20 protein-coding genes are annotated in these 20985 nt (G+C 54.2%); 6 read left to right on the forward strand and 14 right to left on the reverse strand.

The window, feature by feature from the left end:
• The first annotated feature begins 40 nt into the window (after window positions 1-40).
• Window positions 41-1963: a zinc-ribbon domain-containing protein gene (locus tag PSR62_RS25840; protein ID WP_443217463.1), complete on the forward strand. Its 1923-nt coding sequence runs from the start codon at window positions 41-43 to the stop codon at window positions 1961-1963.
• A gap of 89 nt (window positions 1964-2052) precedes the next feature.
• Here PSR62_RS25840 and PSR62_RS25845 read toward each other — a convergent pair whose 3' ends face one another.
• From PSR62_RS25845 to PSR62_RS23135, 4 genes are all read right to left on the reverse strand, one after another.
• Window positions 2053-2262 carry a helix-turn-helix domain-containing protein gene (locus PSR62_RS25845; RefSeq protein WP_443217321.1) on the reverse strand — a complete coding sequence of 70 codons (210 nt, stop codon included), beginning with the start codon at window positions 2260-2262 and terminating at the stop codon, window positions 2053-2055.
• Window positions 2262-2792 carry a hypothetical protein gene (locus PSR62_RS23125; RefSeq protein ID WP_274405327.1) on the reverse strand — a complete coding sequence of 177 codons (531 nt, stop codon included), beginning with the start codon at window positions 2790-2792 and terminating at the stop codon, window positions 2262-2264. Before PSR62_RS23125 ends, PSR62_RS25845 begins: the two co-directional genes overlap by 1 nt.
• Before the next feature lie 341 nt (window positions 2793-3133).
• A complete protein-coding gene (locus PSR62_RS23130; protein WP_274405328.1) occupies window positions 3134-3526 on the reverse strand; it encodes a PIN domain-containing protein in 393 nt (130 codons plus the stop codon).
• A 15-nt stretch (window positions 3527-3541) separates the two neighbouring features.
• Window positions 3542-3877 carry a hypothetical protein gene (locus PSR62_RS23135; RefSeq protein ID WP_274405329.1) on the reverse strand — a complete coding sequence of 112 codons (336 nt, stop codon included), beginning with the start codon at window positions 3875-3877 and terminating at the stop codon, window positions 3542-3544.
• 1151 nt (window positions 3878-5028) lie between these two features.
• On the opposite strand from PSR62_RS23135, the gene PSR62_RS23140 reads away from it, so the two are divergent.
• Complete coding sequence (locus tag PSR62_RS23140) at window positions 5029-6414, forward strand: IS4 family transposase (protein ID WP_274405330.1); 1386 nt, start codon at window positions 5029-5031, stop codon at window positions 6412-6414.
• Window positions 6415-6461: 47 nt separating this feature from the next.
• Here PSR62_RS23140 and PSR62_RS23145 read toward each other — a convergent pair whose 3' ends face one another.
• From PSR62_RS23145 to PSR62_RS23160, 4 genes are all read right to left on the reverse strand, one after another.
• Window positions 6462-7457, reverse strand: a complete 996-nt coding sequence (locus tag PSR62_RS23145) for a hypothetical protein (RefSeq protein WP_274405331.1) — start codon at window positions 7455-7457, stop codon at window positions 6462-6464.
• A 566-nt stretch (window positions 7458-8023) separates the two neighbouring features.
• Window positions 8024-8959: a DUF1573 domain-containing protein gene (locus tag PSR62_RS23150; RefSeq protein WP_338020250.1), complete on the reverse strand. Its 936-nt coding sequence runs from the start codon at window positions 8957-8959 to the stop codon at window positions 8024-8026.
• 279 nt (window positions 8960-9238) lie between these two features.
• The gene (locus PSR62_RS23155; protein ID WP_274405332.1) at window positions 9239-10468 is read right to left on the reverse strand and encodes an ISL3 family transposase; all 1230 of its coding nucleotides are present in this window, start codon (window positions 10466-10468) and stop codon (window positions 9239-9241) included.
• A 48-nt stretch (window positions 10469-10516) separates the two neighbouring features.
• Window positions 10517-11005: a transposase gene (locus PSR62_RS23160; protein WP_338020251.1), complete on the reverse strand. Its 489-nt coding sequence runs from the start codon at window positions 11003-11005 to the stop codon at window positions 10517-10519.
• 392 nt (window positions 11006-11397) lie between these two features.
• On the opposite strand from PSR62_RS23160, the gene PSR62_RS23165 reads away from it, so the two are divergent.
• The 4 genes from PSR62_RS23165 to PSR62_RS23180 all read left to right on the forward strand — a co-directional run bounded on the left by PSR62_RS23165 (window position 11398) and on the right by PSR62_RS23180 (window position 14718).
• Window positions 11398-11982 carry a hypothetical protein gene (locus PSR62_RS23165; protein ID WP_274405334.1) on the forward strand — a complete coding sequence of 195 codons (585 nt, stop codon included), beginning with the start codon at window positions 11398-11400 and terminating at the stop codon, window positions 11980-11982.
• A gap of 293 nt (window positions 11983-12275) precedes the next feature.
• Window positions 12276-13493 (forward strand): DDE-type integrase/transposase/recombinase, encoded by a 1218-nt coding sequence (locus tag PSR62_RS23170; RefSeq protein ID WP_274405336.1) that lies wholly within the window; start codon window positions 12276-12278, stop codon window positions 13491-13493.
• A gap of 53 nt (window positions 13494-13546) precedes the next feature.
• The gene (locus PSR62_RS23175) at window positions 13547-14350 is read left to right on the forward strand and encodes an AAA family ATPase (protein ID WP_274405337.1); all 804 of its coding nucleotides are present in this window, start codon (window positions 13547-13549) and stop codon (window positions 14348-14350) included.
• Window positions 14351-14397: 47 nt separating this feature from the next.
• Complete coding sequence (locus PSR62_RS23180) at window positions 14398-14718, forward strand: CHC2 zinc finger domain-containing protein (RefSeq protein ID WP_274405338.1); 321 nt, start codon at window positions 14398-14400, stop codon at window positions 14716-14718.
• 673 nt (window positions 14719-15391) lie between these two features.
• On the opposite strand, the gene PSR62_RS23185 is transcribed toward PSR62_RS23180, so the two are convergent.
• From PSR62_RS23185 to PSR62_RS23210, 6 genes are all read right to left on the reverse strand, one after another.
• Window positions 15392-15832, reverse strand: coding sequence for a hypothetical protein (locus PSR62_RS23185; protein WP_047816380.1), 441 nt, complete (start codon window positions 15830-15832; stop codon window positions 15392-15394).
• On the reverse strand, window positions 15829-18117 hold the full coding sequence (locus tag PSR62_RS23190) for an RHS repeat-associated core domain-containing protein (protein WP_274405339.1): 2289 nt from the start codon (window positions 18115-18117) through the stop codon (window positions 15829-15831). Before PSR62_RS23190 ends, PSR62_RS23185 begins: the two co-directional genes overlap by 4 nt.
• 316 nt (window positions 18118-18433) lie before the next feature.
• Window positions 18434-18688, reverse strand: coding sequence for a hypothetical protein (locus PSR62_RS23195; protein ID WP_274405340.1), 255 nt, complete (start codon window positions 18686-18688; stop codon window positions 18434-18436).
• On the reverse strand, window positions 18685-19266 hold the full coding sequence (locus PSR62_RS23200) for a hypothetical protein (RefSeq protein WP_274405341.1): 582 nt from the start codon (window positions 19264-19266) through the stop codon (window positions 18685-18687). The genes PSR62_RS23195 and PSR62_RS23200 overlap by 4 nt, the downstream gene beginning before the upstream one ends.
• A 332-nt stretch (window positions 19267-19598) precedes the next feature.
• Entirely contained in the window at window positions 19599-19991 is a 393-nt protein-coding gene (locus PSR62_RS23205; protein WP_274405328.1) for a PIN domain-containing protein, read from the reverse strand.
• Between the two features lie 15 nt (window positions 19992-20006).
• A complete protein-coding gene (locus PSR62_RS23210; protein WP_274405342.1) occupies window positions 20007-20342 on the reverse strand; it encodes a hypothetical protein in 336 nt (111 codons plus the stop codon).
• Window positions 20343-20985 lie beyond the last annotated feature (643 nt).

Genomic DNA, 20985 nt, shown 5'->3' on the forward strand with positions numbered 1-20985 from the left:
GAAAACGATAAACCAAACCGGAATTGTCGTGCCGTTGCTTGTGGCCCACAACTTGGAACTCGCTAAGGAATGGCATCCATCGAAAAACGCCGATGTGGATCGCGATGCAGTTCCTCACAACAGTAGCCGGACAGTTTGGTGGCGTTGCAGAAAAGATAAACGCCATGAATGGCGTGCCCAGGTCGCAGCACGTGCGATCCGCGGAAACGGTTGCCCGTATTGCTCGGGCCGACGGGTATTGCCAGAAGACTCATTGCAATGCCTCTTTCCTGAAATCGCAGCCGAACTGCACCCAACCCGCAACGGCGATGTCGATGCGAGGGAACTCGCGCCACAATCGAATCGCAAAGTTTGGTGGCAATGCTCGAAGGACCGTTCCCACGAATGGCAATCCTGGGTGCAGCATCGCACCTCTGGGACGAGCAACTGCCCGAAGTGCCGCAAAATCACGAACTCTATTTCGGTTACCGCACCTGCACTAGCGACCGAATTTCATCCTACCAAAAACGCCCCCAAAACTTCCGAAAACGTTACCCTCAGCAGTACGTTTCGAGCGTGGTGGCGTTGTTCGAAGGACCCAACTCACGAGTGGCAGGCCCAAGTAGCAACTCGTGCACGTGGGTTAGGGAATTGCCCAGACTGCAGAGCCAAACATCCCAACCACCGCCAAACCAAAAAGCGAACTAAGACACTGGGCAGACGAACCGTCGCGGACGATTCAGAACTGATGAAATACTGGCATGCTGAACGAAACTCAGAAGTCAACCCCTCAGAACTAACGTGCAGTTCATCGAAGGTCGTCTGGTGGAATTGTCCAAAGGGTCATGAGTGGGAAGCTTCCATCTCCCGCATGAATGACCGCGCTCATAAATGTAAAGAATGCCGCCCTGTAAATCGCGGATCCGTTCCGGAGCGAGATTCCATTTTCACCCTTCATCCCGAGCTTATAGATGAATGGCACCCTACAAAAAACGCAGACTTAGACCCGCGGCAAATCGGACCGGGAAGCCGACGCCGACCGGTTTGGCAATGCAAAGAGAACGCATCCCACGTCTGGGAAGCTTACGTATTCCAGCGAACCAAAGGATCACAATGCCCATACTGTGCTGGCACGAAGGTTGACTCTGACACTTGCTTGTCAGTAGTGGATCCTGAAACCGCGGCTCTTTGGCATCCTTCCTTGAATGCCTCGCTAAGCCCCGATAGCGTCAGCCGTCAAAGCGCGAGATCAGTCTGGTGGCAATGTGATGTGGATTCAACTCATCAGTGGAAACGCTCAATTCAGAACCAGGTGAATCTTCGCAGTTGCCCTGAGTGTGCAAAACGCGATCGCAACCATCTGCTCGACCAGTCGCTTGGGCGTGCCGTATCAGAAAATGTCGCGTTCTACGAGACCTTTGAAGTTTCACTTGGAAACCTATCAAGGCTCGCGTTGATGGATATTTCGGATCCGGTCCTTCAACAGGTGCTGTTTCGGCAGGTGTACGCGGGTGTTGTAGCATCAATGGAAACGTACCTATCTGACGCGTTCATCAATACCGTCGTACCTTCGACCGAATTACGACATCGCCTCATGAGGAGCACGCCCGAATTCACGGATAAACGCTACGGCCTAGATGAAATCATCGAGTGGGTAGCAAACTCCGAATCTCGTGTTAAAAAACACTTGCTCAGCCAAATCTATCACAACCTTTTTAAGGTTGAAAAGATGTTTTCAAGCGTCTTGCAGGTCGAGTTTCCCGCGAAGGAAAAGGTCGCACAGCTGACCCAAATCGTCAACCAACGCCATAACATTGTCCATCGAAACGGTCGTTCCAAGGACGGTTCAACACGGGTCCTTACGCTTGGAGAAGTGAACGACACCATAAGACTAGTGCGAGATTTCATCGTCGGCATCGATAGCCAAATCGCTGCTCGCGCGTGGACAACACAAAAAACTGCTCACCAACCCTCGGCCGACTGACGCCAATTTCGGTTGCTCACGATCGACATCGTTTTCGTTTGTCTTGTTGTCGTGCCTGCGCGACGGCAACAAACTTTTGAGTCAGTCATCTACAGAAGGTGCTTCGGCGGTCGCTCTTTATGTGCTCTCGTCCCTTTCTTTGTAAACCGTAACGCCCGCTTCACCTCGTCAAAGTCGAATCGAAGAGTGCCGCGGCCTGTTCCAATGCGATAGCATGGAATCTCACCTCGTTCGCGAAGTGCATAGATCGTTTTTCTACTCACGCCGAGGCTGTTAGCAAGCTCTTTTACGCTGATCATTAGGCTGCTCTCCTTTCTTGGTTTGTTTCGTCGTCCGCTTGGCTGTCCAGACCGCTGAGGATGAAGGCCTTTTGGTAGCTGGCGAGAAAGTCTTCCTGATCGATTCGTATCTCGGCGTCGGAATTGCCTGCTTCCTGCAGCAATCGGTTGGCGTGGTCCAGAATAGCTTCGTAGGTCTCAAGCGGGACTGCCTGATCGAGCAACACCGCCTTCAGATGGTCGCGAGCTGTCTTGATAGCCCGCACGGGCAAAACGGATTCCCGATCAATTGGCGTCAGATCTTCTTCGGTTCCCTGTAGCACCCGATCGGCCGCGTCGGCGATCGCTTGCCATAGCGGCAACACTTGCGAACGCGACTGATTTTTGTTGTCACGGTCGATTTCTGCTGTGGTTAGACGGAACTGGTTGTGCATTAACGTCTTGTAGATCGTTGCTGCCCTCTCGAAGAGATGCTCCGGTGTATCAACACTGTATTCCCGAAACTTGGCCCGACGTAGCTGCCATTCGACTCTTGTCGCCGCTTCCGGCATCTCCCCACCCCACCGCCTCGCGATCATTGCGTTCAGGTATTCCGTTTGTTGTTTTTGGCTCGCTTCGAACAGCTTGTCATAGACAATCAGATAACAGGGGGCTTTCCCGGCAGAGCCCCCCCGTCTTCCGCCTGGTCACGATGTTTTCGTGCAGTTGGCATGCACGAGTTCGAGTGATGAACTGATTGTTTGCAACAAGATCTTGCAGCTCCGTTACCGGCAGCCCGGCAACATCAATCGCGAGGTCCACTCGGTTGAGCTTCTTCCAGCGAACACGCCCGCCCAGTGCTTCGATAGAGAGGAGCAAATAGCTGAGATCGGATTAGTGTATTCACCTCAAATTACCCGGCCAGGCGCCTTATCGACTGCAGCCCAGGTACCTGCGAAAAGTCGCGTACATTGTGTGTGGCAAGCGGCACGCTCAATGCGATGGCGGTTGCGGCGATCCAGGCATCCGCAACATGGAGAACCCGCCCCGCTTTTTGGACGTCCGAGCGCAGCCGAGCCCAGGTTCGGCAGAGATGCTCGTCGACGGGGAAAACGAGGTACTGCTGAGCGATTAAGTTTTCGACTCGTTCGCGGCGTGCCTCACCCCAATGATGGAGTTCCTGCCACAACATCAACTCGGCCTGCGTTTGGAACGAGATGACAAGCTGCTTGCCATCCAGGGCCTGAGCGTAGCTTGCAAAGCGAGAGTCGTTCTTCAGATAAAACGAGAGGACGTCAGTGTCCACACACGATGCGGTCCATCAGCGGCTGATTCCCCGCGTTGAAGCATCTTGGCGAGACTCGCCGACAAACCGAATAAAATCATCGACCGATTGATCTTCAGGCCAGATACCGGCAGGGCTCGATTTGCCAGCTTCGAAGGGAGCCACGCCTTGCTGCTTGGCAAGCAACTCAATGTCTACTCGTTCGGGCATCGCTTCGATAGCTTCTTCGCCATTGCTCGCGTGGCTTGCTGCTTGCTGTCTGGCGAGCAGCTCAAGAGCTCGCATCAATGCGGATTCGGTATTGGGAAACGCTCCGCTCGCGACGAGACCGTTTAGAACGCTCTCGTATTCCTGGGGGATGTCGATCGTCATGGCGGCCGCCTCCCTTGTTTCTCGCTGCATTCACTCAAGCAATCATCACACGAATCTTTATTTTAGTCAATGAATTTGAAGCCGCTCGCTACGGGGGTTCCTCCATCATTCGCTTGAAACCAGGGCTTTTCTCGCGTTTTTGTTCGATAGCAGCTCGGTCACCACTGGCTCGTCATCAGAAATCAATGCGGCGGTCGATCGATCGGCATGAAACCTGGGTGACACCAGCTTTCCCCGCTTTGCACTTGTGTGCAGGGTGGAGACATCGAAAAGCGTGACGCGGACGATTGGCGGTGGACTTGGCGAGACAACGACACTTGGCGACTGAGAATTGCCCGACGGAACAGTTGGGGACAACTGTTCTACTCTGATGCCATGGATTGCCAGGCTCCAATGGAGCTGGAGGCAGGATTGCCTCGGCAGAGACGGTGTGCGACACCGTGAAAGAAAATCGGGATGACAAGATTCGAACTTGCGACCTCTGCACCCCCAGTCGAGCCGCTCGACTCGAAAACCCTCGTATTCACTAGGTTTTAGGCGAATTCGGATTCCAGGAAGTGCACGATATAGGCCTGTTTCCCATGGGAAACGTGCACATATCGTGCACAAATTACCTTTCTTCCTGGAGGGGGACACTCTGCGAAGCTAGGTTTTGAAAACTTAGGCAGGCATCCGATAAACCACGCACTTCGTGTGCGTCGCCTCCTCGCCTGCGGCTCCCTTGGTTCAATGCTCGATCCAGCATAGGCGGCTTCGTGCCGCAAAGGTGGCGGACCTCGTGTCCGCCACGCGTTCACTCCGGTGCATCCGTTGGCAAACCAATGTCCGACACCTTTGATCGCGTCCGTTGCCCGGCGGCTTATCGCGAGAAAGTGTCCGGCGATGGCAAGGCTCTTTTGGAAGGACCGTCGCAAGGTTTTTAGCTAGAAATGAAGCCGCGGAAGAAAAAAGAGACCACAATCGAATGGCACGGGCGTAAGCCTCGTCGATCAACATGTCGTTGGTGTAGTGCCCTGAGCACCCAACCCGTAGTGCTAGCAAATAGGTCGGTCACCTGTCTAGCATTTCAGGTGCCAATTTTGATTTGAAATCACGGTGAAACCTCGCTGAAATGGTGTTAGTTGAATCCACTAATCCCAGGAGGCTCCGCCGTGAACTCGTATTCTAACGACACTCCCGCAGACGTTCAAAGCAAATTGAAATCCGCTTCATCTCTATGCCTGGACTTTCTGCTGCCCAAGCCCGAGATCATTCAAATTTGTGAAGAGATCGGACACAAGTTTCGTGATCGCACGTACAACCCGATGATCGTCGTTTGGATGTTCATCAACCAGGTCCTCTCAGCCGACCACAGTTGCCAACAAGCGGTCACGCGATTCAATGCTTGGCGAGTCGCTCGCGGTCTTCGTAAGGTCAGCAGCGAAACCACATCTTACTGCAAAGCCAGATGCCGACTCCCTGAGGCCCTCTTTGAGCGATTGCTTAGCCAGACCGCCAAACGCTGCGAAGAAGCTACCAATGAGGCGTGGTTGTTTCACGACCGGATCGTTGAGATGGTTGATGGATGGACACTCACCATGGCCGACACAAAGGAGAACCAAGAGGAGTATCCGCAGATGAAATCGCAGAAGCCAGGCTGTGGATTCCCAATGGCTCGAATGATCGGTCTCTTCTCACTCGCGACCGGCGCGATCAACCACTTTGCGATTGGCCCTTACACGGGAAAACAAACCGGGGAGACCTCGCTGCTTCGATCCATCTTTGACCGGCTTTTGCGGGGCAGAATCTTGCTTGCGGATCGCTACTACGCAAGTTTCTGGCTGCTTGCCGAAGGCCAGAGGCGTGGCATCGATTTGGTTGCCCGAGCGCATCATCTTCGCAAGAACGACTTTCGTCGCGGACTCAAACTGGGCTATCTCGATCAATTGGTCCTATACCAAAAACCGCAACGTCCGAAGTGGATGAGCGAAGACGAGTACGCTCAGTATCCCGATTCGATTTTCGTTCGACACTTGAAGTACAAGGTGACTCAAAAGGGGTTTCGCACACGTGAGATCACGCTGGCAACGACGCTGCTTGATGCGGATATCTACACAGCGGAAGAACTTGCAGAGCTTTACTCTCGACGGTGGTTAGTTGAGTTACACATCCGCAGTTTGAAAACTCAAATGCAAATGGATCACTTGCGATGCAAGAGTCCTCAGATGGTGCGTAAGGAGATCCACTGTCACATGATCGGTTACAACTTGGTTCGCTGTGCGATGTTGGCCTCCGCGTTGAAGTTCGGCTTGTGCCCAACCCGACTCAGCTTCACTGGCGCCATGCGGGCAATCGAAGAGTTCGCTTCGTCGCTTCGCTTGGGCTCGATCCGCCCCCAGCAGCAATGGGCGAACTTACTTGAAGTGATTTCCGAATTGACCGTTGGCAACCGACCGGGCAGGCAAGAAAAAAGAGAAATCAAACGGCGAGCGAAGAACTACAAGCTGATGCAATGCCCATGCAATCCGAACCGAAACCGTTACGCCACAGCAGCTTAGGCTTACGCCCGTGCCATTCCCGCCTGGCCCCTTTTAATGCAAAACAACTACTCTTTCGAACGAATCATTTTGATCTTATCACCCATTGACTTCGCGATTTCATCATGAGACAGATCCCATTGCGAGTTAAGGCGGTCGTCAAAATACATTCTCCAAGGCTTGTCCAATGTTTCTAAGTCCTCAATGCTCCGGCTCGAACCATCCAACGGAAAATCCGCAAGTGATCCCCAGTCCATGAGCAGGGACGCTTCGGATTCTACGTTTTGCCGTAAATCGAAAGCCTGAACGACGAGTCGTTGCGGGACATGCACACCGTTGATCTTGTCCGAGGACCATTCTACCTCGGAGAGAGAGAAAATTCGCTCGTCTCTGGAATTTGCGAACGTTGTCTGCCGGTTTGCTGTTCGCCATATACATCTCACCGGCCGAACAGGATTTGACTTCGCAAACACAAGTTCAACTGATGTTGCTTTCCTTTCGCCCACATGCCAGATTCCGAACTTGTGACCGTCCGAACTGACACCTTCACCGAGCAGAGTCGAGTTGCTGATCAGTACCAAAACGCCATAGTTTTCATCAACAATTTCAGACCCGCTCAGATCGAAAAAAGGAGCAAGACATGCAAAGTAGGGGTCAAAGCGTGGGCCTCGCTGAGGCAAACTTATCTTGCCGACTTCGCCAATCTCAAGACTGTCACGCGCCGTTCCGGAGCCAAATCTTCGGCAAACTCTACCCGGAAAATCAAATCGCTCCACGCAAAAACGAGCTCTCTCGTTTTCCAGATTCTGTGGCGAGCAACTAGACGACCAGAAACGCATGCGATCTGAACGACAGTCGAGGATTGAAAATTCTGAATCCTTAGATCCAGATAGAAGTCGGTCGATCTGCCAGGTCTTGGAATGGATCATCACGGCACGCCTCACGCATGCGTCCTCCCCGCCAAGAACAAACTCTATTGCCAAATCTTCCACAGAAGTTGGAGCTGTTTCCAGCACCCCTTGGGCAGATACTGTATTTAGCAACGCTAATTGAGGCACTGCCATCGTCATCCATGACAGAACGACACACACACGCAAGATCATGATCCACCTTGTGTAGAAGAGAGGTTATATAAAACTATATGGAAACTACTACGGAGGCCCAGGGTCAGACGGGTCGCCATCACATGGAAGCCCGGTAACGTGAGCATCTTCTGCCGTTATTGCGTACTCTGGCCCTAGCAACTCCGAAGGGTAGCAGTCCTTTCCGAACGTGCCAAGCCGACACTGGCATGTATGAGTATGGGCGCAATAGACCAAGGAGACCGAGAGCTGGACACCATTTTCCATATCCTCTACCGGTGGCGTGTAACTAATGTCGTTTGGAGCTGGAGACAGTATAAACGGGCATAAACCAGCTCCAATTTCGCATTCCGGATCGAAGCAATTTTGAGTGGGCGGAGGCGGACCGCCAAAACAACTGTCTTCAACCCCTAGTATTCCGCAAGTCGTGTACTGCGAATAAGCGTGAGACGTCCAGAACACCGAAAAGAGACAAACCGTCAAATACCGCATCGAATTCTCCTTATCTGAAACAACCAATTCAACATGACTTTCGCTTGAACACGTTTTTATCTATTAGCAAAAAGAATTTTTGACTCTCCTAACTTCGACTTCCCGTTCCACCAAGCCAACTTTACATCACTGCTTTCGTAAACGTCGACACTGACTTGAAATGAAACCGTTAAAATAATGGCTCCAGCCAGCTTTCGTTCCACCGAAACAACTACAGGCAAGTTGCTTCTGATGTCGTCTGCAAAGATACAGCATCGGACATCGTCGTCTTGCCTCTTCAGTTCCTCACCCTTCAGAATGACGCGAAAACGGACTTCCTCTCCAACCTTCGCCTGTACAGTTGACACACGCGGGCGGATTTCGGTGCGGCTGGCATTTACAAGTCTGACCGAGTGCTCAAGTTCATCGCCAGATCGAGACCGGCTCACTAAAACTAAGGCGGCCTCAGAGTTAGGTAGTTTTTCCCAGAAAGTTTCTGGAAGAACAATATCAAGACAATGCCCAGACGGTGAGTCACACGCAGAGTTGAGCCTAACGTCGATAGATTGGTTCGGGGAGAGAAAATTCACAGAAGGTGTTTGGCCCTCTAACTCCGCGAGCGGATACGATACGTCGAGTGAGAAAATCCGCTCTGATTCTGACAGAACTACGCGATCCTGGTCGATTTCAACTCTTCTGAAAGCTGCTCCAGAAACAATGAAACTGCAGGTTTTCTCCGCATTCAAACCATCATCGCTATAAGTTATCGATATCCTTGAGACAAAGTTCCCCAGCGACTTCGGCCTAATTGCAACAACACACGTAACGCTTTCGCCTGGAGGAATATTGTGATTTGGTGGAGTCGCGACGGCACAGCCGCAACTGTTAGATGTTCGAGTGATTCGAACGGCTTTTTCAGTTTCGTTTACCATCGGCAAGGCGTAAAGAAGCAGCAAATTTTTTTGGACCGTGCCGATCTTGTACGACGTTACGGCGTCGGGATTGCTACTCAGCGAAAGCGGCGATAAGACCGGGAGTTCTTTATGATCTCGCCGTCGTGCAACAAATCGACGGTTTCGTTCCCCTTGCCCTTCCGCGGACTAAATAGACCAATCGCAAGTAGCGTCAGAAACAGGCATAAGATTCGTTTCATAAGACTGATCTCATTCGTGGCAAACGATCCTCTTTCCGCAGTAAACCAAGCCACACACGGACTGTCAAACAGGAAGTCACGAACGTCGCCACAACGGAAGTCAGCTTAACCTTACCCCTTTTTAACGGTCTATCTGGGTTTAGTGTGGGTAGAGATTGAGTCCACCGCAGTAGAAATAGACGGCGGTCTTGAAGTTCTCTCGGTTTCGGTAGCCGCCGACGCGACGTTTGATCGACATGATCTTGCTGTTCATGCCATCGGCCACCGCGTTTGTGATTCGGTGGGTACAGTAGCTGACGACATTGGCTAATCGCTCGGCGATCGTTTTGGCGACCTTCTTCAATGGCGTCAGCTTGGTGTGGATCACTCTCTTGCACCAGTCGCGGAAGTACACCGTTGCCGACGCCGAATCGTCGTGGTGCCAGAGGTCTCGGAGCTTCTCTTTGTAGGCCCATGCTTTGCCGGTTTCGAGTTGTTGCGTGTAAACCGCATCGAAACGTTCTCGTTGATGCTCGCTGAGGTTCTCTTGGCTACTGAGCCATAGATTGCGAGTCCGTGACAAGCGTTTGTCGCCCTCCGTATCCAGCTTGCGGTGTTCGCCGCGTCGAACCTTGTCGACCGCTTCGGTGGCAAGCTTCATCACATGAGAGCGGTCATGAACGATTTTCGTTTCGGCCAGTGGGATGCTTGCGTTGGCGGCCTTCACGTAGGCAGCGCTCATGTCCATCGCGATTGCCTCGACACCATCGCGTTGAGACTGTGAAAGCTGTGAAAAACAAGCGTTTCCGGCTTCTGTGTCGTTGCCATCAGAGATCACTTCGACGGTGCTGCGGTCCAAGTCGTAGATCAGCGTGATGTAGTTCTGTCCCTTGCGAAAGGCTTTCTTATCGATACCGATTCGTTGCACGACAGTGTCCGTCTTTCGAGCATTGCCACGGGCGACTGCCTTCTTCACGATGTGCCAAGTCTCATCCCAGCTGGTTCGCAAAATACCTGCCGCTCCCTGGACGGTCTGCGTTGCCAGCAAGACGTCGATCGCGAACCGCTCAAAGAACACTGTAAAGCGACTGTTCTTCTCGGCCCAGGGCAAGTTCACTTGCTTGACGCCGTGCTCGGGACACTTCACACGTGGTGGTTTCGCATGAAGGATCGTGCGGTACTGCATCGTGTCGAGGTGTCGCCAACGTCGTTCTGAGACATGGTCGTAGCAGGCAAGTTGGCGGTCGCATTCGGGACAGCAAAACTTCTCGCCATCAGCGTGCTCGACATGGATATCAAGCTGCCCGGCTTCGAGATCAAGCTTCACCTCAGCAACCGTCCAGGGCGACCGTAGACCAAGAATCTGCTGAAATACTTCGGTGTCGTGCATGGGGGTTATCCTTAGCCAGATGGTGCCACCCAACGCTGATAATGATTTTCAGATCGCTTCGATTGCGAGGGTCCGAAGCGTCTTGCTGATCGGCTTCACATTGGGCTCCCCAGTCAGCCGCTTTCGTTTCTTGCGGGGATAGTCTTTGCTGTTCTTTTCGCTTTGACGAGAGGATTCATCGGCCAGCACGCACTGCGATAGCTCGCCATGAAGGTTCAGATTCTGATGACTATGCCGAGAGACGGCAAGTAAAAGCCTGCAAATCACGCGAAGCACACGAACTGGACTTAGACGCTCGCCACTCGGGATCGATTGAGCCCCTTCGGTTAATGCCATCCAGATACCGATTAGCGTCCACTGAATTTCCTGCTTCGCGTTTTCCGGTGTACGCGAACGCAACTTGGCTCGCTGGTAGCTTTGCTTGACCGTTCTGAAGAAGACTTCCACTGCCCATCTCTTCGCGTAAAGTTTGGCAAGCTGGTCTTCATCGAGAGTCAGCTCGTTGGTGAGCAAGAACATTTTCTTGCGTCCGACCATCACCGTCACAAGACTCAGGACGATGGGAGGGCTTCCCGCATCGATCGCGTTTTGTGGCCAATAGAGCACAAGGGTGCCGCGGCATTTTACCTTGCCTTGAAGCTTTAGCTGGCCCAGCTGTTACTGGCCCCGCTCTGATCGCAGATCCCGCGTGTTTTCGAGCAAATTGAGGTCGCAGGTTGGCGATGTATTTACGCCGATAACTTGATCGCCCTGAGCCCGCCCCGCGTTGGGGCGGAATCCCCTGCCAGCTCGCCAATCCCCCCGCCCTCTGGAAAACATCTCGTACCTCGCCGTGACCTCGCCCCCCCCCATTTTCAAACTCATGTTCCGGCGGCACCAAGTTCATGGACTAGACTGGCTAGCTTTCCAGCTGCAACCAGCCAGCCAGCATGTGCGTCCGAATCTGTGGCTCCAAGAATGACGCCAAAGCGTTCTTGCAGAAACTGAAACTCACCGCCTGCCCTCACTGCCACTGCGTCGGCAACCTCAATCGGCATGGAACACTCCAGGGATACCAGCGTGGAATCCATACCCACAAAACCGCAAGAGCAACCCGGGTCTTTTGCAGCAATCGAAATCAAAACAATGGCTGCGGTCGCACCTTCAGTGTCTGGATCGCGGGGCAAATCAAGCGTCTCTCCATCAACGCCAACGAGCTTTGGAAATTCCTTGACCTCGTTGACAAAGGTGCCAGCAAGCGACAGGCCTTTGCCAAACTCAACTGCGACTTAAGCACCTCGGCTCCCTATCGAATCTGGAAGCGATTCCGCGAAGCTCAGCCCACTATCCGCACCGCACTATCAATGGTTCTCGCATCGCCGCAGGTGAATCAACCCCAGCCCAACATTGGCAACGCACCCAGCGGCACATGGGCGCATCTGCGAAAAGCATTCAAGGCCTCTCTGGCCAATCCGATCACTCACGACAACCCGATCGCTGCTTTTCAAATCAAGTTCCAAACCTTCTTGCTCTGAAGCGTGATTGCGACGTGATTGCCCGGTGGTTCACACGGCAACTGGTTCATACCGGCAGCTGAAGTGGCAGGAAACTCGACAACCACCGTCCACCTCGCCAAGCCGGCACGCGCTGGTTGACCGATTTGCCGTCGCACCTGACCGCAGGGAATTTCGGTTTTCTGCTCAGCAACGCAACACGACGATCGACCCACCAACGACCGCACCTAGACTCTGCTGGATTGTCCCCAATCGCCGCCTCACTTGGCCAAGCGATTGGGATACCACCCCCAACGAAGCAGGAGCCTTCGCCGATGAAACGGCCCTCGGTCTACGTCAAAATGAGAGTCCTCGGAGCGATCGATGTCGCACCGGGAAGAACACGCCACGAGCGAATCCATCAAGTCGCCCAAATGACGTTCTTGGATGAGCAGGGTGACCCCCACCAGTTCACCTGGCGGACCATTCAAACCTGGTATTACCGCTACAAGAACCACGGCGTCACCGCCATGGACGGTTCCCCGCGGGCCGACAAGGGCAAGCCTCGAAAGGTCACTCCTGAGGAAGTCCTTGAAGCGATCAACGCGGCCCTGCCGCACTTTCACCAAAGCGGGTCGGCACGCACCAGAACGCCGACCAAGACCGCGATCTATCGGTTGTGCATCGAGAAAGGGCTGCTCAATCCCAACCAAATCGCGCGGACCACGTTCTGCCGCTTCGTCCGTGAACATGAACTGCTCAAGGACCACCCCAGCGAGACCCGACGCCGACTCGCCTTCAGCATGCAGTACGCCAATCAACTTTGGCAGGCCGACACGATGTTCGGTCCGCACATTGGTGGCCGCCAGGCCAAACTGATCGGGCTGATCGATGACGCCAGCCGCGTACTGTGTCACGGTGAATTCTTCTTTGAAGAAAACACCGATGCGATGATCAAAGCCCTGCGAAGTGCGTTTTACAAACGAGGTGTTCCCGAGCAGCTCTACGTCGACAACGGATCGATCTACTGCAGCCAAGAGATCACGCTGATCTGTGCCCGGGTGGGCTGTGTCCTGCGTCATACCGCCGTGCGTGACGCAGCGGCCAAGGGAAAAATCGAACGCTTCTTTCGCCGCGTTCGCGATCAGTTCCTGATTCGCCGGCTCGATTTGTCTTCGATCGAAACCCTCAACCGTCAGTTCACCCACTGGGCTGAACAGGACTACAACGCGACCGTCCACTCCACGCTGGGGATGAAACCGATCGACCGCTTCGGCGTGGATCTTTCGCGAATCCAGTTCCTCTCTCCGAGTGAAGACACCGACGAGCTGTTCTACGCCGAGGCGACTCGCAGCGTCAAAAAAGACAACACGTTCAGCTTCCGCGGCCAGCGTTACGAAACCCCAATCGACCTGCGTGGCCGCAAAATCACGCTGCGTTATGAGCGTCACCGAAAGGGTGCCGTGATCGTCTACGAGAAAGATCGCCGCATCGGCAGGGCCCGACTGCTCGACGCCGTCGCCAACGGCATGAGGAGAGCGGCTCGCGACTAGCGAGCCGCAGTTAGCCAATCAACTCACTTCCATCTTCTTTCAGACTTCCCAACATGATTCGTTCCTACTTCGGTCTTTCCCAAGACCCGTTCGCCCTGCGCGACATTCAGCTTTTACCGCCTCAACAAGAGATCCACGACACCCTGCGAGTTCACTGCCAACAAGGCGGTCTGTGCCTGATCGTCGGTCGTCCGGGCACCGGCAAATCGGTCATCAAGGAGTCGCTCAAATGCCTGCCCGAAAAAGAGTACTTGATCGCCACGGTCGCCCGCACGCTGCACACTTACACCAACACGGTGAAGATCCTCTGCGAAGCGTTTCGCATTGAACACGAAAGTTCCGCGTTCAAATGCGAACGCAAACTGATCGCCGAGGCGTTCGCCCTGAATCGCAGCGGAAAGATGCTGGTGAGCGTGATCGATGACGCCCACCTGATGAGCATGGACAACCTCCGCAAACTGCGCCTGCTTCTGGAAGACTTTCCCAAGAACCACAACCTGATCCTGGTCGGCCAAGTCGAACTGCTGGCCGAACTGGACTTGTCGGTGAATCTGGATCTGAAGAGCCGGGTGACGTACTCGGTGGTCACCAAACGTCTTACCGATGACGCAATGAAAGCGTTCATCGAGCGAGAACTCGATCGGATCGGTTTAGCCCACAGCACGTTCAGTGCCAGCCTAACCGAGCTGATCGTTCGCTCGGCCGATGGGGTGCTTCGCAAGTGCCGCAATCTGTGTCTGGCATCGATGCTTCAGTCCGTCCGATCGTCCTCGGGAACCACGATCGATACCGATGTGGTCAACCGCGTGCTGCTTCAGCCTCACTGGCAAACCGAAGTCGACCTGACCGACTTTTAAGATCCAAAATTCGCTCTCACCCCTGCACCCAAGAATCCCCTTCCACTATGAAAGTCACTCGAGAACTACTTCGCGAGATTCGCAACGACTTGCCGATGAAACTGACGATCACTCGTCTCGGCCAGCACGGTCCGATCGGCAAACACAGCGACGGTTTCTTCCGGTTCCAATGCCCGTTCTGCAAAGAACTGCGAGCCACAGTGAACCCCAAGAACAACCTGGCTCATTGTTTTAGTTGTGGCGAGAACGTCAACAACATCGATCTGATGATGCTGCAAGGCCACGACTTTCTGCCAGCGGTCAAGATCCTGGGCAACTGGCTCGATCAGTACCGTCGGGACCTGAGTGATGGGAGGTCCACTGCCTAACCGGCCCATCACGTCCCAACGCAATCATCTTCTCTCTCAAGTGCGTTCGCTTCTCCAAAGGGGTCGCACTTTCTTCATGCGCTGGCTTCATGCGCCGATGCGTTGGCTGAAATCGCTGCCATCACCCCACCAGGCGGCCCGTGTCATCGCACTGCCCCAAGGAACCTTCTCCAAAGTTCACAATAATTCGGTCAAACATCCCGAAAAGACCCGAAACCCATCCAGTCACAATTCGGTCAAAAGTGCGACCGCAATTAAGTCCGTAACACCTCGTCGCCGCGCCTTCCCTACGCTTGGTCGCTACGACCCGGCTACACGCGACGTTGGGCGATTGATCGGTGATTCAACCATCTTCGCATTGGTCGAATCCATCGGAGTTTCAACCGTTTTTTCTTTAGCTGCCCTTCGTGTCGCGTTCCTCCGGGCGGCATCGTGCCGCCGCGCCACGTCATTGGCGGGCCATCCGGGCCCGCCTGCCTTCGGCGAGTGCGCTCTAAGCCCAAAGCGGCGGGCATCGTGCCAGAAGACCCGCGACGACATCCTGTCGTCGCTGTCGCTACCGCTCCGGTGCGTTCGGGGTGTGCGCGGTCGTCCAGCGTGGCGGGCTTCCGGCCCGATCGTTGCGATGGCTTCCTGCCATCGCCGCGGTCGCTTCCGATCGTGTTGGCTACCCTTAAACGATTTCTGTTGAATCTAACTCAGTTAGATACCTGGCGAACTCTGACGACGCATTACGCATGTCATCCCTCTTTGCAGTGGCGGCGGTCCAATCAGATTCAGAAACAGCGATGTCGCCCCAATCAGGCCAAATCTCTCTTTGAATTTGAATCGTGTCTCCATTAGACACGATTTCAAAGGATGCACCGTCAAGACATTCTGTAGTTGACAACCGTTGGAGACGCGTGGCTCCATCGGGCGAAGCCTCCGGTGCGTTTGCTAGTTCGTTTAATACATCGAGTATCGACTCGAAGTAAAACGGATGATTGCTAGGCCAACGAAACAGATTCTTTCCACCAACCAGAAGAAGGACGGAACCATAGGGCACCTTGCTTTCCGCTCTTGGAGAAGCGTTAACAGTGACTGTCGGAGTCGTGAATTTGAAATCCTGAATCATTCTTGAATCGCCCAGCCTCCGTTTGGTGTTTGACGTCCAATTTCCCGAACGGGAACATCGCGTAAGGCGATTGCTCGGTTCGTTCCTCGGCTATCGACACCGCAAGTTGAACCGCTCCAGTGATACTCACCGCTCGAGTGTGGTTCAAAACGATGATAGATCGTCTGGTTACCGCGTTGCTCTCGGGCCCAACGAAGAATCTTACCTTGCTGGTTTCGGACCCCGACACTTCGAGCGAATAACTGGACGTGATTTGTTGGCAATACGCTCTTGCCCGCAACGTACGTTGGAGTTCCTGGAACGTGATGCCCTGGGTTGACGTAGGTGTGCGGAACTGCGGTAACTCTTTGCGATGGTTTGCCAGATGCAACGTGGGTTCCAAGATTATCCAGTTCATCTAGATGATCGACCTGGGCAAGAATTCGGTGGCTTGTTCGCCTGGAAACAGAACCAACAAGACCACCTCCCAACATCGCCGCATTTCCTTCGATGGCTGACTCAGCCAACGTTTTCACTCGAGCTGACTCTGCCGCCGAAAGTCGTTTGCTTCGGTTCAAGCGATCAAGACTGTCGAGTCTTTCCAATGGATCGATGACACCATTGCCATTTGTGTCACAACCGTTAACGCCCGCGACGCGATCATTCGCCCGCAGTTGGCGATCGAGTTCTATTGCGAGGTTTTCCGCCGAATGGTATCCCGTTACTCTGTTAATCGCCCAGCGGTGAGGCCCCCACCAACCCCATACTTGAAACCAATACGTGTCACCCCACCATCTTGGGTCATCCTCGGCTAGACCACTCGGGTCAATTGCATTGGTTGGCCCGTTCCCAACATACCGATACAGATTCGCATCCCCCGCCGCGAAGCCGATAGGGTCATTGCTGAGCCAACGGCCTGTGGCCGGGTCGTACCAACGGGCTCGGTTGTTCTGCAAGCCCGCGTCGGCGTCCCAGTCGCGGCCCGTGTAGCCGAACAGCGCGTCGATCGCATCGGGATGACTGCTGGAGATTGCAGTGCCTGAAGCGTCATAATTCTGCTCAACAATTCGATTGCCGAAGCTGTCGTAGGCGACGTGCTGGCGAATCTCGCCGTTGTTGTCCATCAAGTCACGTACGCTGCCCAAATGATCGGTCAATGCCCAGAAGGTCTCACCGGACGTAGCAGCCGCGGTCGTCGTTGAGATCTCGGGGCCAGCTCCATCGTCATACTGCTCGTCAGCCAGCAACTGGTCCACCATCTCGCCGTACAGGTAGCGGCTGGAAAGCGTGAACGTCTCGCTCGCCGCCTCGCCATCAGAGTCGACCGCACGCAGCACCGTCTGTCCTTCCGTCCAGACAAATGCTTCGTCACGATCAAAATCGCCATCCCCGTCGCTGTCCAGGCGTTTGCCAACGCGATTGTCAAAGGCATCGTAAACGTACTCGATCTTCTGCGTCACGCTGCCCACGGACGATGTCTTCTCGGTGATCGATGCCAAGCGATTGCGGTGGTCCCATTCGTACAGGGTCACCTCGCCCGTGCTGATCAACGTTCGACTGAGCGTGTTGCCCTCATCGTCGTAGGTGTAGTTGTATGTTCCGTCGCTCTGCAGTTGATTGTGCGAGTTGGCAGCCGACTGCGACGCGCCGCCACTGGATTTGCGGTTCCCACCAGCATCGAAGTCATAGGACTCTGCACTCGCAAGCCCAAACGGCTGAGACAGCCCGCTGATCGCCGTGCTTGAAGCCGAGGTCAACTGATCACGCACGTCGTAGCCGTAAGCGGTCGAGGTGCCATCACGATAAGAAGAGAACTGCGTCAAGCGATTGTCCGCGTCATACTGGAACGTGTAAGCGGCCAGCAAATCAGAACTGCCAAGCGAGGAGGGGAGTGTCGACGTCCCGCCCCAGTTCTCACCGGAGGAGATCGCTGACGATCCATGAGTCAAACTGCTGAGCCGACCAGCTTCATCATACGCCATCCGGCTGTGCACTTCCAAATCCGATGAGCCAGCAGTCGTTGCGGAGTAGCGGTGCAAGTCCGTCAATTGAGACGCGCGGTTGTAGTCGAACTCGGCCAGTTTGGGAGCAACAGCATGCCCGCTGGACTGCGATTGCTGAACGATCGACGTCAAACGATTCAGGTAATCGTATTCATAGCCATTTTCGAAGTCGTCCACGCCACCGGAGATCACGCCGCCTGAAAGCGTTCCCCCAAAATTGGCCCCCAGTTCAATGCGGTTGCCTCGATTGTCAAACTCACGAGTGAAGTTGATCGCAATCAAACGTTGGTTGGCATCAACCAACCTTCGCCAAGAAGAACACCACTTTCTGCTTGTCTATCTAGGCACTTCCTTCTCCGACACATTTTCCTGCTCCGTGTCTCTTTCCGCCGTGCGGCATCCTGCGACCGGGCTAGCTCATCGGTAAGCCAACTGAGGTCGCCTGTCTTCGGCGTGTGTGTTCTAGGTTACGCGTGGCGGATTTCTACTGAATATTGCGATGCAGCTCGTGTGTCGCTTGGCTCACTACGTTTTCCAAAGGTGTGCAGTCGTCCCGTGTGGCCGGCATCCAGCCGGATGCTGCAATGGCATCCGGCCATCGTCGGAACGACATCGCGATCTACAATCGTACGTGTTTGACATAATCGCCGTCAGAATTGAATATCATTGCTTCGATGTCACTGGATCTCGCAAGCAAAGACTTGGCGATTTCAACTGCAGCCTCGTAAGACTGAGCGACTACAAAATCTGATTTGCCGTCCCTGCACCGTTCGAGGGTGTCCGTATTCAGAACGATTCCTGTACTAATTTCATCGATAACGACAGCAAACTGCCCTGTTCTCAAGCTACCTAGATCAAGACTTTCATTCATCATCTGGTTCCAATTTGAAGTCGTTTCGGCTCCGGAGTTCCACGAACCGTTCCAATAACCAAAACTTCACCTTCCTGGACAATCACACCGGGCTTTTGGATCAAAGCAATAGGATGAAGATCAGGGCTAGAAACGATTCTCCACTGATGAACCTTTGCGGTAACTACGATCCCTTCTCCACTCGGACGCAAAGCAAAGTTTTCCGAAACATCGCAGTTGCGAGTCCATGATGTGAATATTGATCTTTCCGTCGCACCGGCTGCATTGTTGTGCTCCCACGGCGTCGCGCTCTGCCAGAAACGCCAGAACGGAAGCGAAGGTTTGACGATACCGTCTTCGGCTAAATCAGCAGCAACATGCGTCGAGTTAACACCTCTGGTCAACGAAATTCTCTCAGCTGATGCAACGCCTGCTGCATTTCCCGAAAGGCCAAGCGTGCCAAGCCCCGCTTGAAGCGGATTTCCGTTGTAAATCCCTTGTCCGGTCATCGAGAGATTTTGTGTTGTGTCAAAAACGAACAGAGCTTTGCCGACGCGCCCCGGTGCAGTCGCAGCCTTCCCGATACCAAATCCGGTTTCCACCCCACCGCCTCGCAATCATTGCGTTCAGGTATTCGGTTTGCTGTTTTCGGCTCGCTTCGAACAGCTTGTCATAGACAGTCAGATAACAGGGAGCTTTCCCGGCAGAGAACCCCGTCTTCCGCCTGGTCACGATGTTTTCGTGCAGTTGGCATGCACGAGTTCGAGTGATGAACTGATTGTTTGCAACAAGATCTTGCAGCTCCGTTACCGGCAGCCCGGCAACATCAATCGCGAGGTCCACTCGGTTGAGCTTCTTCCAGCGAACACGCCCGCCCAGTGCTTCGATAGAGAGGAGCAAATAGCTGAGATCGGATTAGTGTATTCACCTCAAATTACCCGGCCAGGCGCCTTATCGACTGCAGCCCAGGTACCTGCGAAAAGTCGCGTACATTGTGTGTGGCAAGCGGCACGCTCAATGCGATGGCGGTTGCGGCGATCCAGGCATCCGCAACATGGAGAACCCGCCCCGCTTTTTGGACGTCCGAGCGCAGCCGAGCCCAGGTTCGGCAGAGATGCTCGTCGACGGGGAAAACGAGGTACTGCTGAGCGATTAAGTTTTCGACTCGTTCGCGGCGTGCCTCACCCCAATGATGGAGTTCCTGCCACAACATCAACTCGGCCTGCGTTTGGAACGAGATGACAAGCTGCTTGCCATCCAGGGCCTGAGCGTAGCTTGCAAAGCGAGAGTCGTTCTTCAGATAAAACGAGAGGACGTCAGTGTCCACACACGATGCGGTCCATCAGCGGCTGATTCCCCGCGTTGAAGCATCTTGGCGAGACTCGCCGACAAACCGAATAAAATCATCGACCGATTGATCTTCAGGCCAGATACCGGCAGGGCTCGATTTGCCAGCTTCGAAGGGAGCCACGCCTTGCTGCTTGGCAAGCAACTCAATGTCTACTCGTTCGGGCATCGCTTCGATAGCTTCTTCGCCATTGCTCGCGTGGCTTGCTGCTTGCTGTCTGGCGAGCAGCTCAAGAGCTCGCATCAATGCGGATTCGGTATTGGGAAACGCTCCGCTCGCGACGAGACCGTTTAGAACGCTCACGTATTCCTGGGGTATGTCGATCGTCATGGCGGCCGCCTCCCTTGTTTCTCGCTGCATTCACTCAAGCAATCATCACACGAATCCTTATTTTAGTCAATGAATTTGAAGCCGCTCGCTACGGGGTTTCCTCCATCATTCGCTTGAAACCAGGGCTTTTCTCGCGTTTTTGCTCGGTAGCAGCTCGGTCACCACTGGCTCGTCATCAGGAATCAATGCGGCGGTCGATCGATCGGCATGAAACCTGGGTGACACCAGCTTTCCCCGCTTTGCACTCGTGTGCAGGGTGGAGACATCGAACAGCGTAACGCGGACGGTTGGCAGTGGACTTGGTGAGAAGACGGGGCTTGGCGGCTGAGAATTGCCCGACGGAACAGCTGGGGACAACTGTTCTACTCTGATGCCATGGATTGCCGGAACGGCGTCTCGCGGGGGCCGGCCTCCTTTGCGACCGCATCACCCCTTCGTGGTTCACGGAAATCAAGGCTGCTCGCTGGCGTCCTGTAGCCCACAAGCGAAGCTCGAACAGAGTAGAACATTTGTCCCCAAATGTTTGCGTGCCAGGGTGGAGTCGTCGAACAGCGTGACGCGGACGGTTGGCGGTGGGCTTGGCGAGCCGACGGGGCATGGCGGCTGAGAATTACCCGACGGAACAGTTGGGGACAACTGTTCT

The sequence above is a fragment of the Rhodopirellula sp. P2 genome (assembly GCF_028768465.1).
In the GTDB taxonomy this organism is placed as follows: Bacteria; Planctomycetota; Planctomycetia; order Pirellulales; family Pirellulaceae; genus Rhodopirellula.

Coding starts and splice junctions, on each gene's coding strand:
- PSR62_RS23185 (WP_047816380.1), bottom strand. CDS start 15,832: ATGATTCAGGATTTCAAATTCACGACTCCGACAGTCACTGTTAACGCT.
- PSR62_RS23160 (WP_338020251.1), bottom strand. CDS start 11,005: ATGGTCGGACGCAAGAAAATGTTCTTGCTCACCAACGAGCTGACTCTC.
- PSR62_RS23145 (WP_274405331.1), bottom strand. CDS start 7,457: ATGGCAGTGCCTCAATTAGCGTTGCTAAATACAGTATCTGCCCAAGGG.
- PSR62_RS23195 (WP_274405340.1), bottom strand. CDS start 18,688: ATGATGAATGAAAGTCTTGATCTAGGTAGCTTGAGAACAGGGCAGTTT.
- PSR62_RS23175 (WP_274405337.1), top strand. CDS start 13,547: ATGATTCGTTCCTACTTCGGTCTTTCCCAAGACCCGTTCGCCCTGCGC.
- PSR62_RS23135 (WP_274405329.1), bottom strand. CDS start 3,877: ATGACGATCGACATCCCCCAGGAATACGAGAGCGTTCTAAACGGTCTC.
- PSR62_RS23210 (WP_274405342.1), bottom strand. CDS start 20,342: ATGACGATCGACATACCCCAGGAATACGTGAGCGTTCTAAACGGTCTC.
- PSR62_RS23155 (WP_274405332.1), bottom strand. CDS start 10,468: ATGCACGACACCGAAGTATTTCAGCAGATTCTTGGTCTACGGTCGCCC.
- PSR62_RS23125 (WP_274405327.1), bottom strand. CDS start 2,792: ATGCCGGAAGCGGCGACAAGAGTCGAATGGCAGCTACGTCGGGCCAAG.
- PSR62_RS23180 (WP_274405338.1), top strand. CDS start 14,398: ATGAAAGTCACTCGAGAACTACTTCGCGAGATTCGCAACGACTTGCCG.
- PSR62_RS23170 (WP_274405336.1), top strand. CDS start 12,276: ATGAAACGGCCCTCGGTCTACGTCAAAATGAGAGTCCTCGGAGCGATC.
- PSR62_RS23165 (WP_274405334.1), top strand. CDS start 11,398: ATGTGCGTCCGAATCTGTGGCTCCAAGAATGACGCCAAAGCGTTCTTG.
- PSR62_RS25845 (WP_443217321.1), bottom strand. CDS start 2,262: ATGATCAGCGTAAAAGAGCTTGCTAACAGCCTCGGCGTGAGTAGAAAA.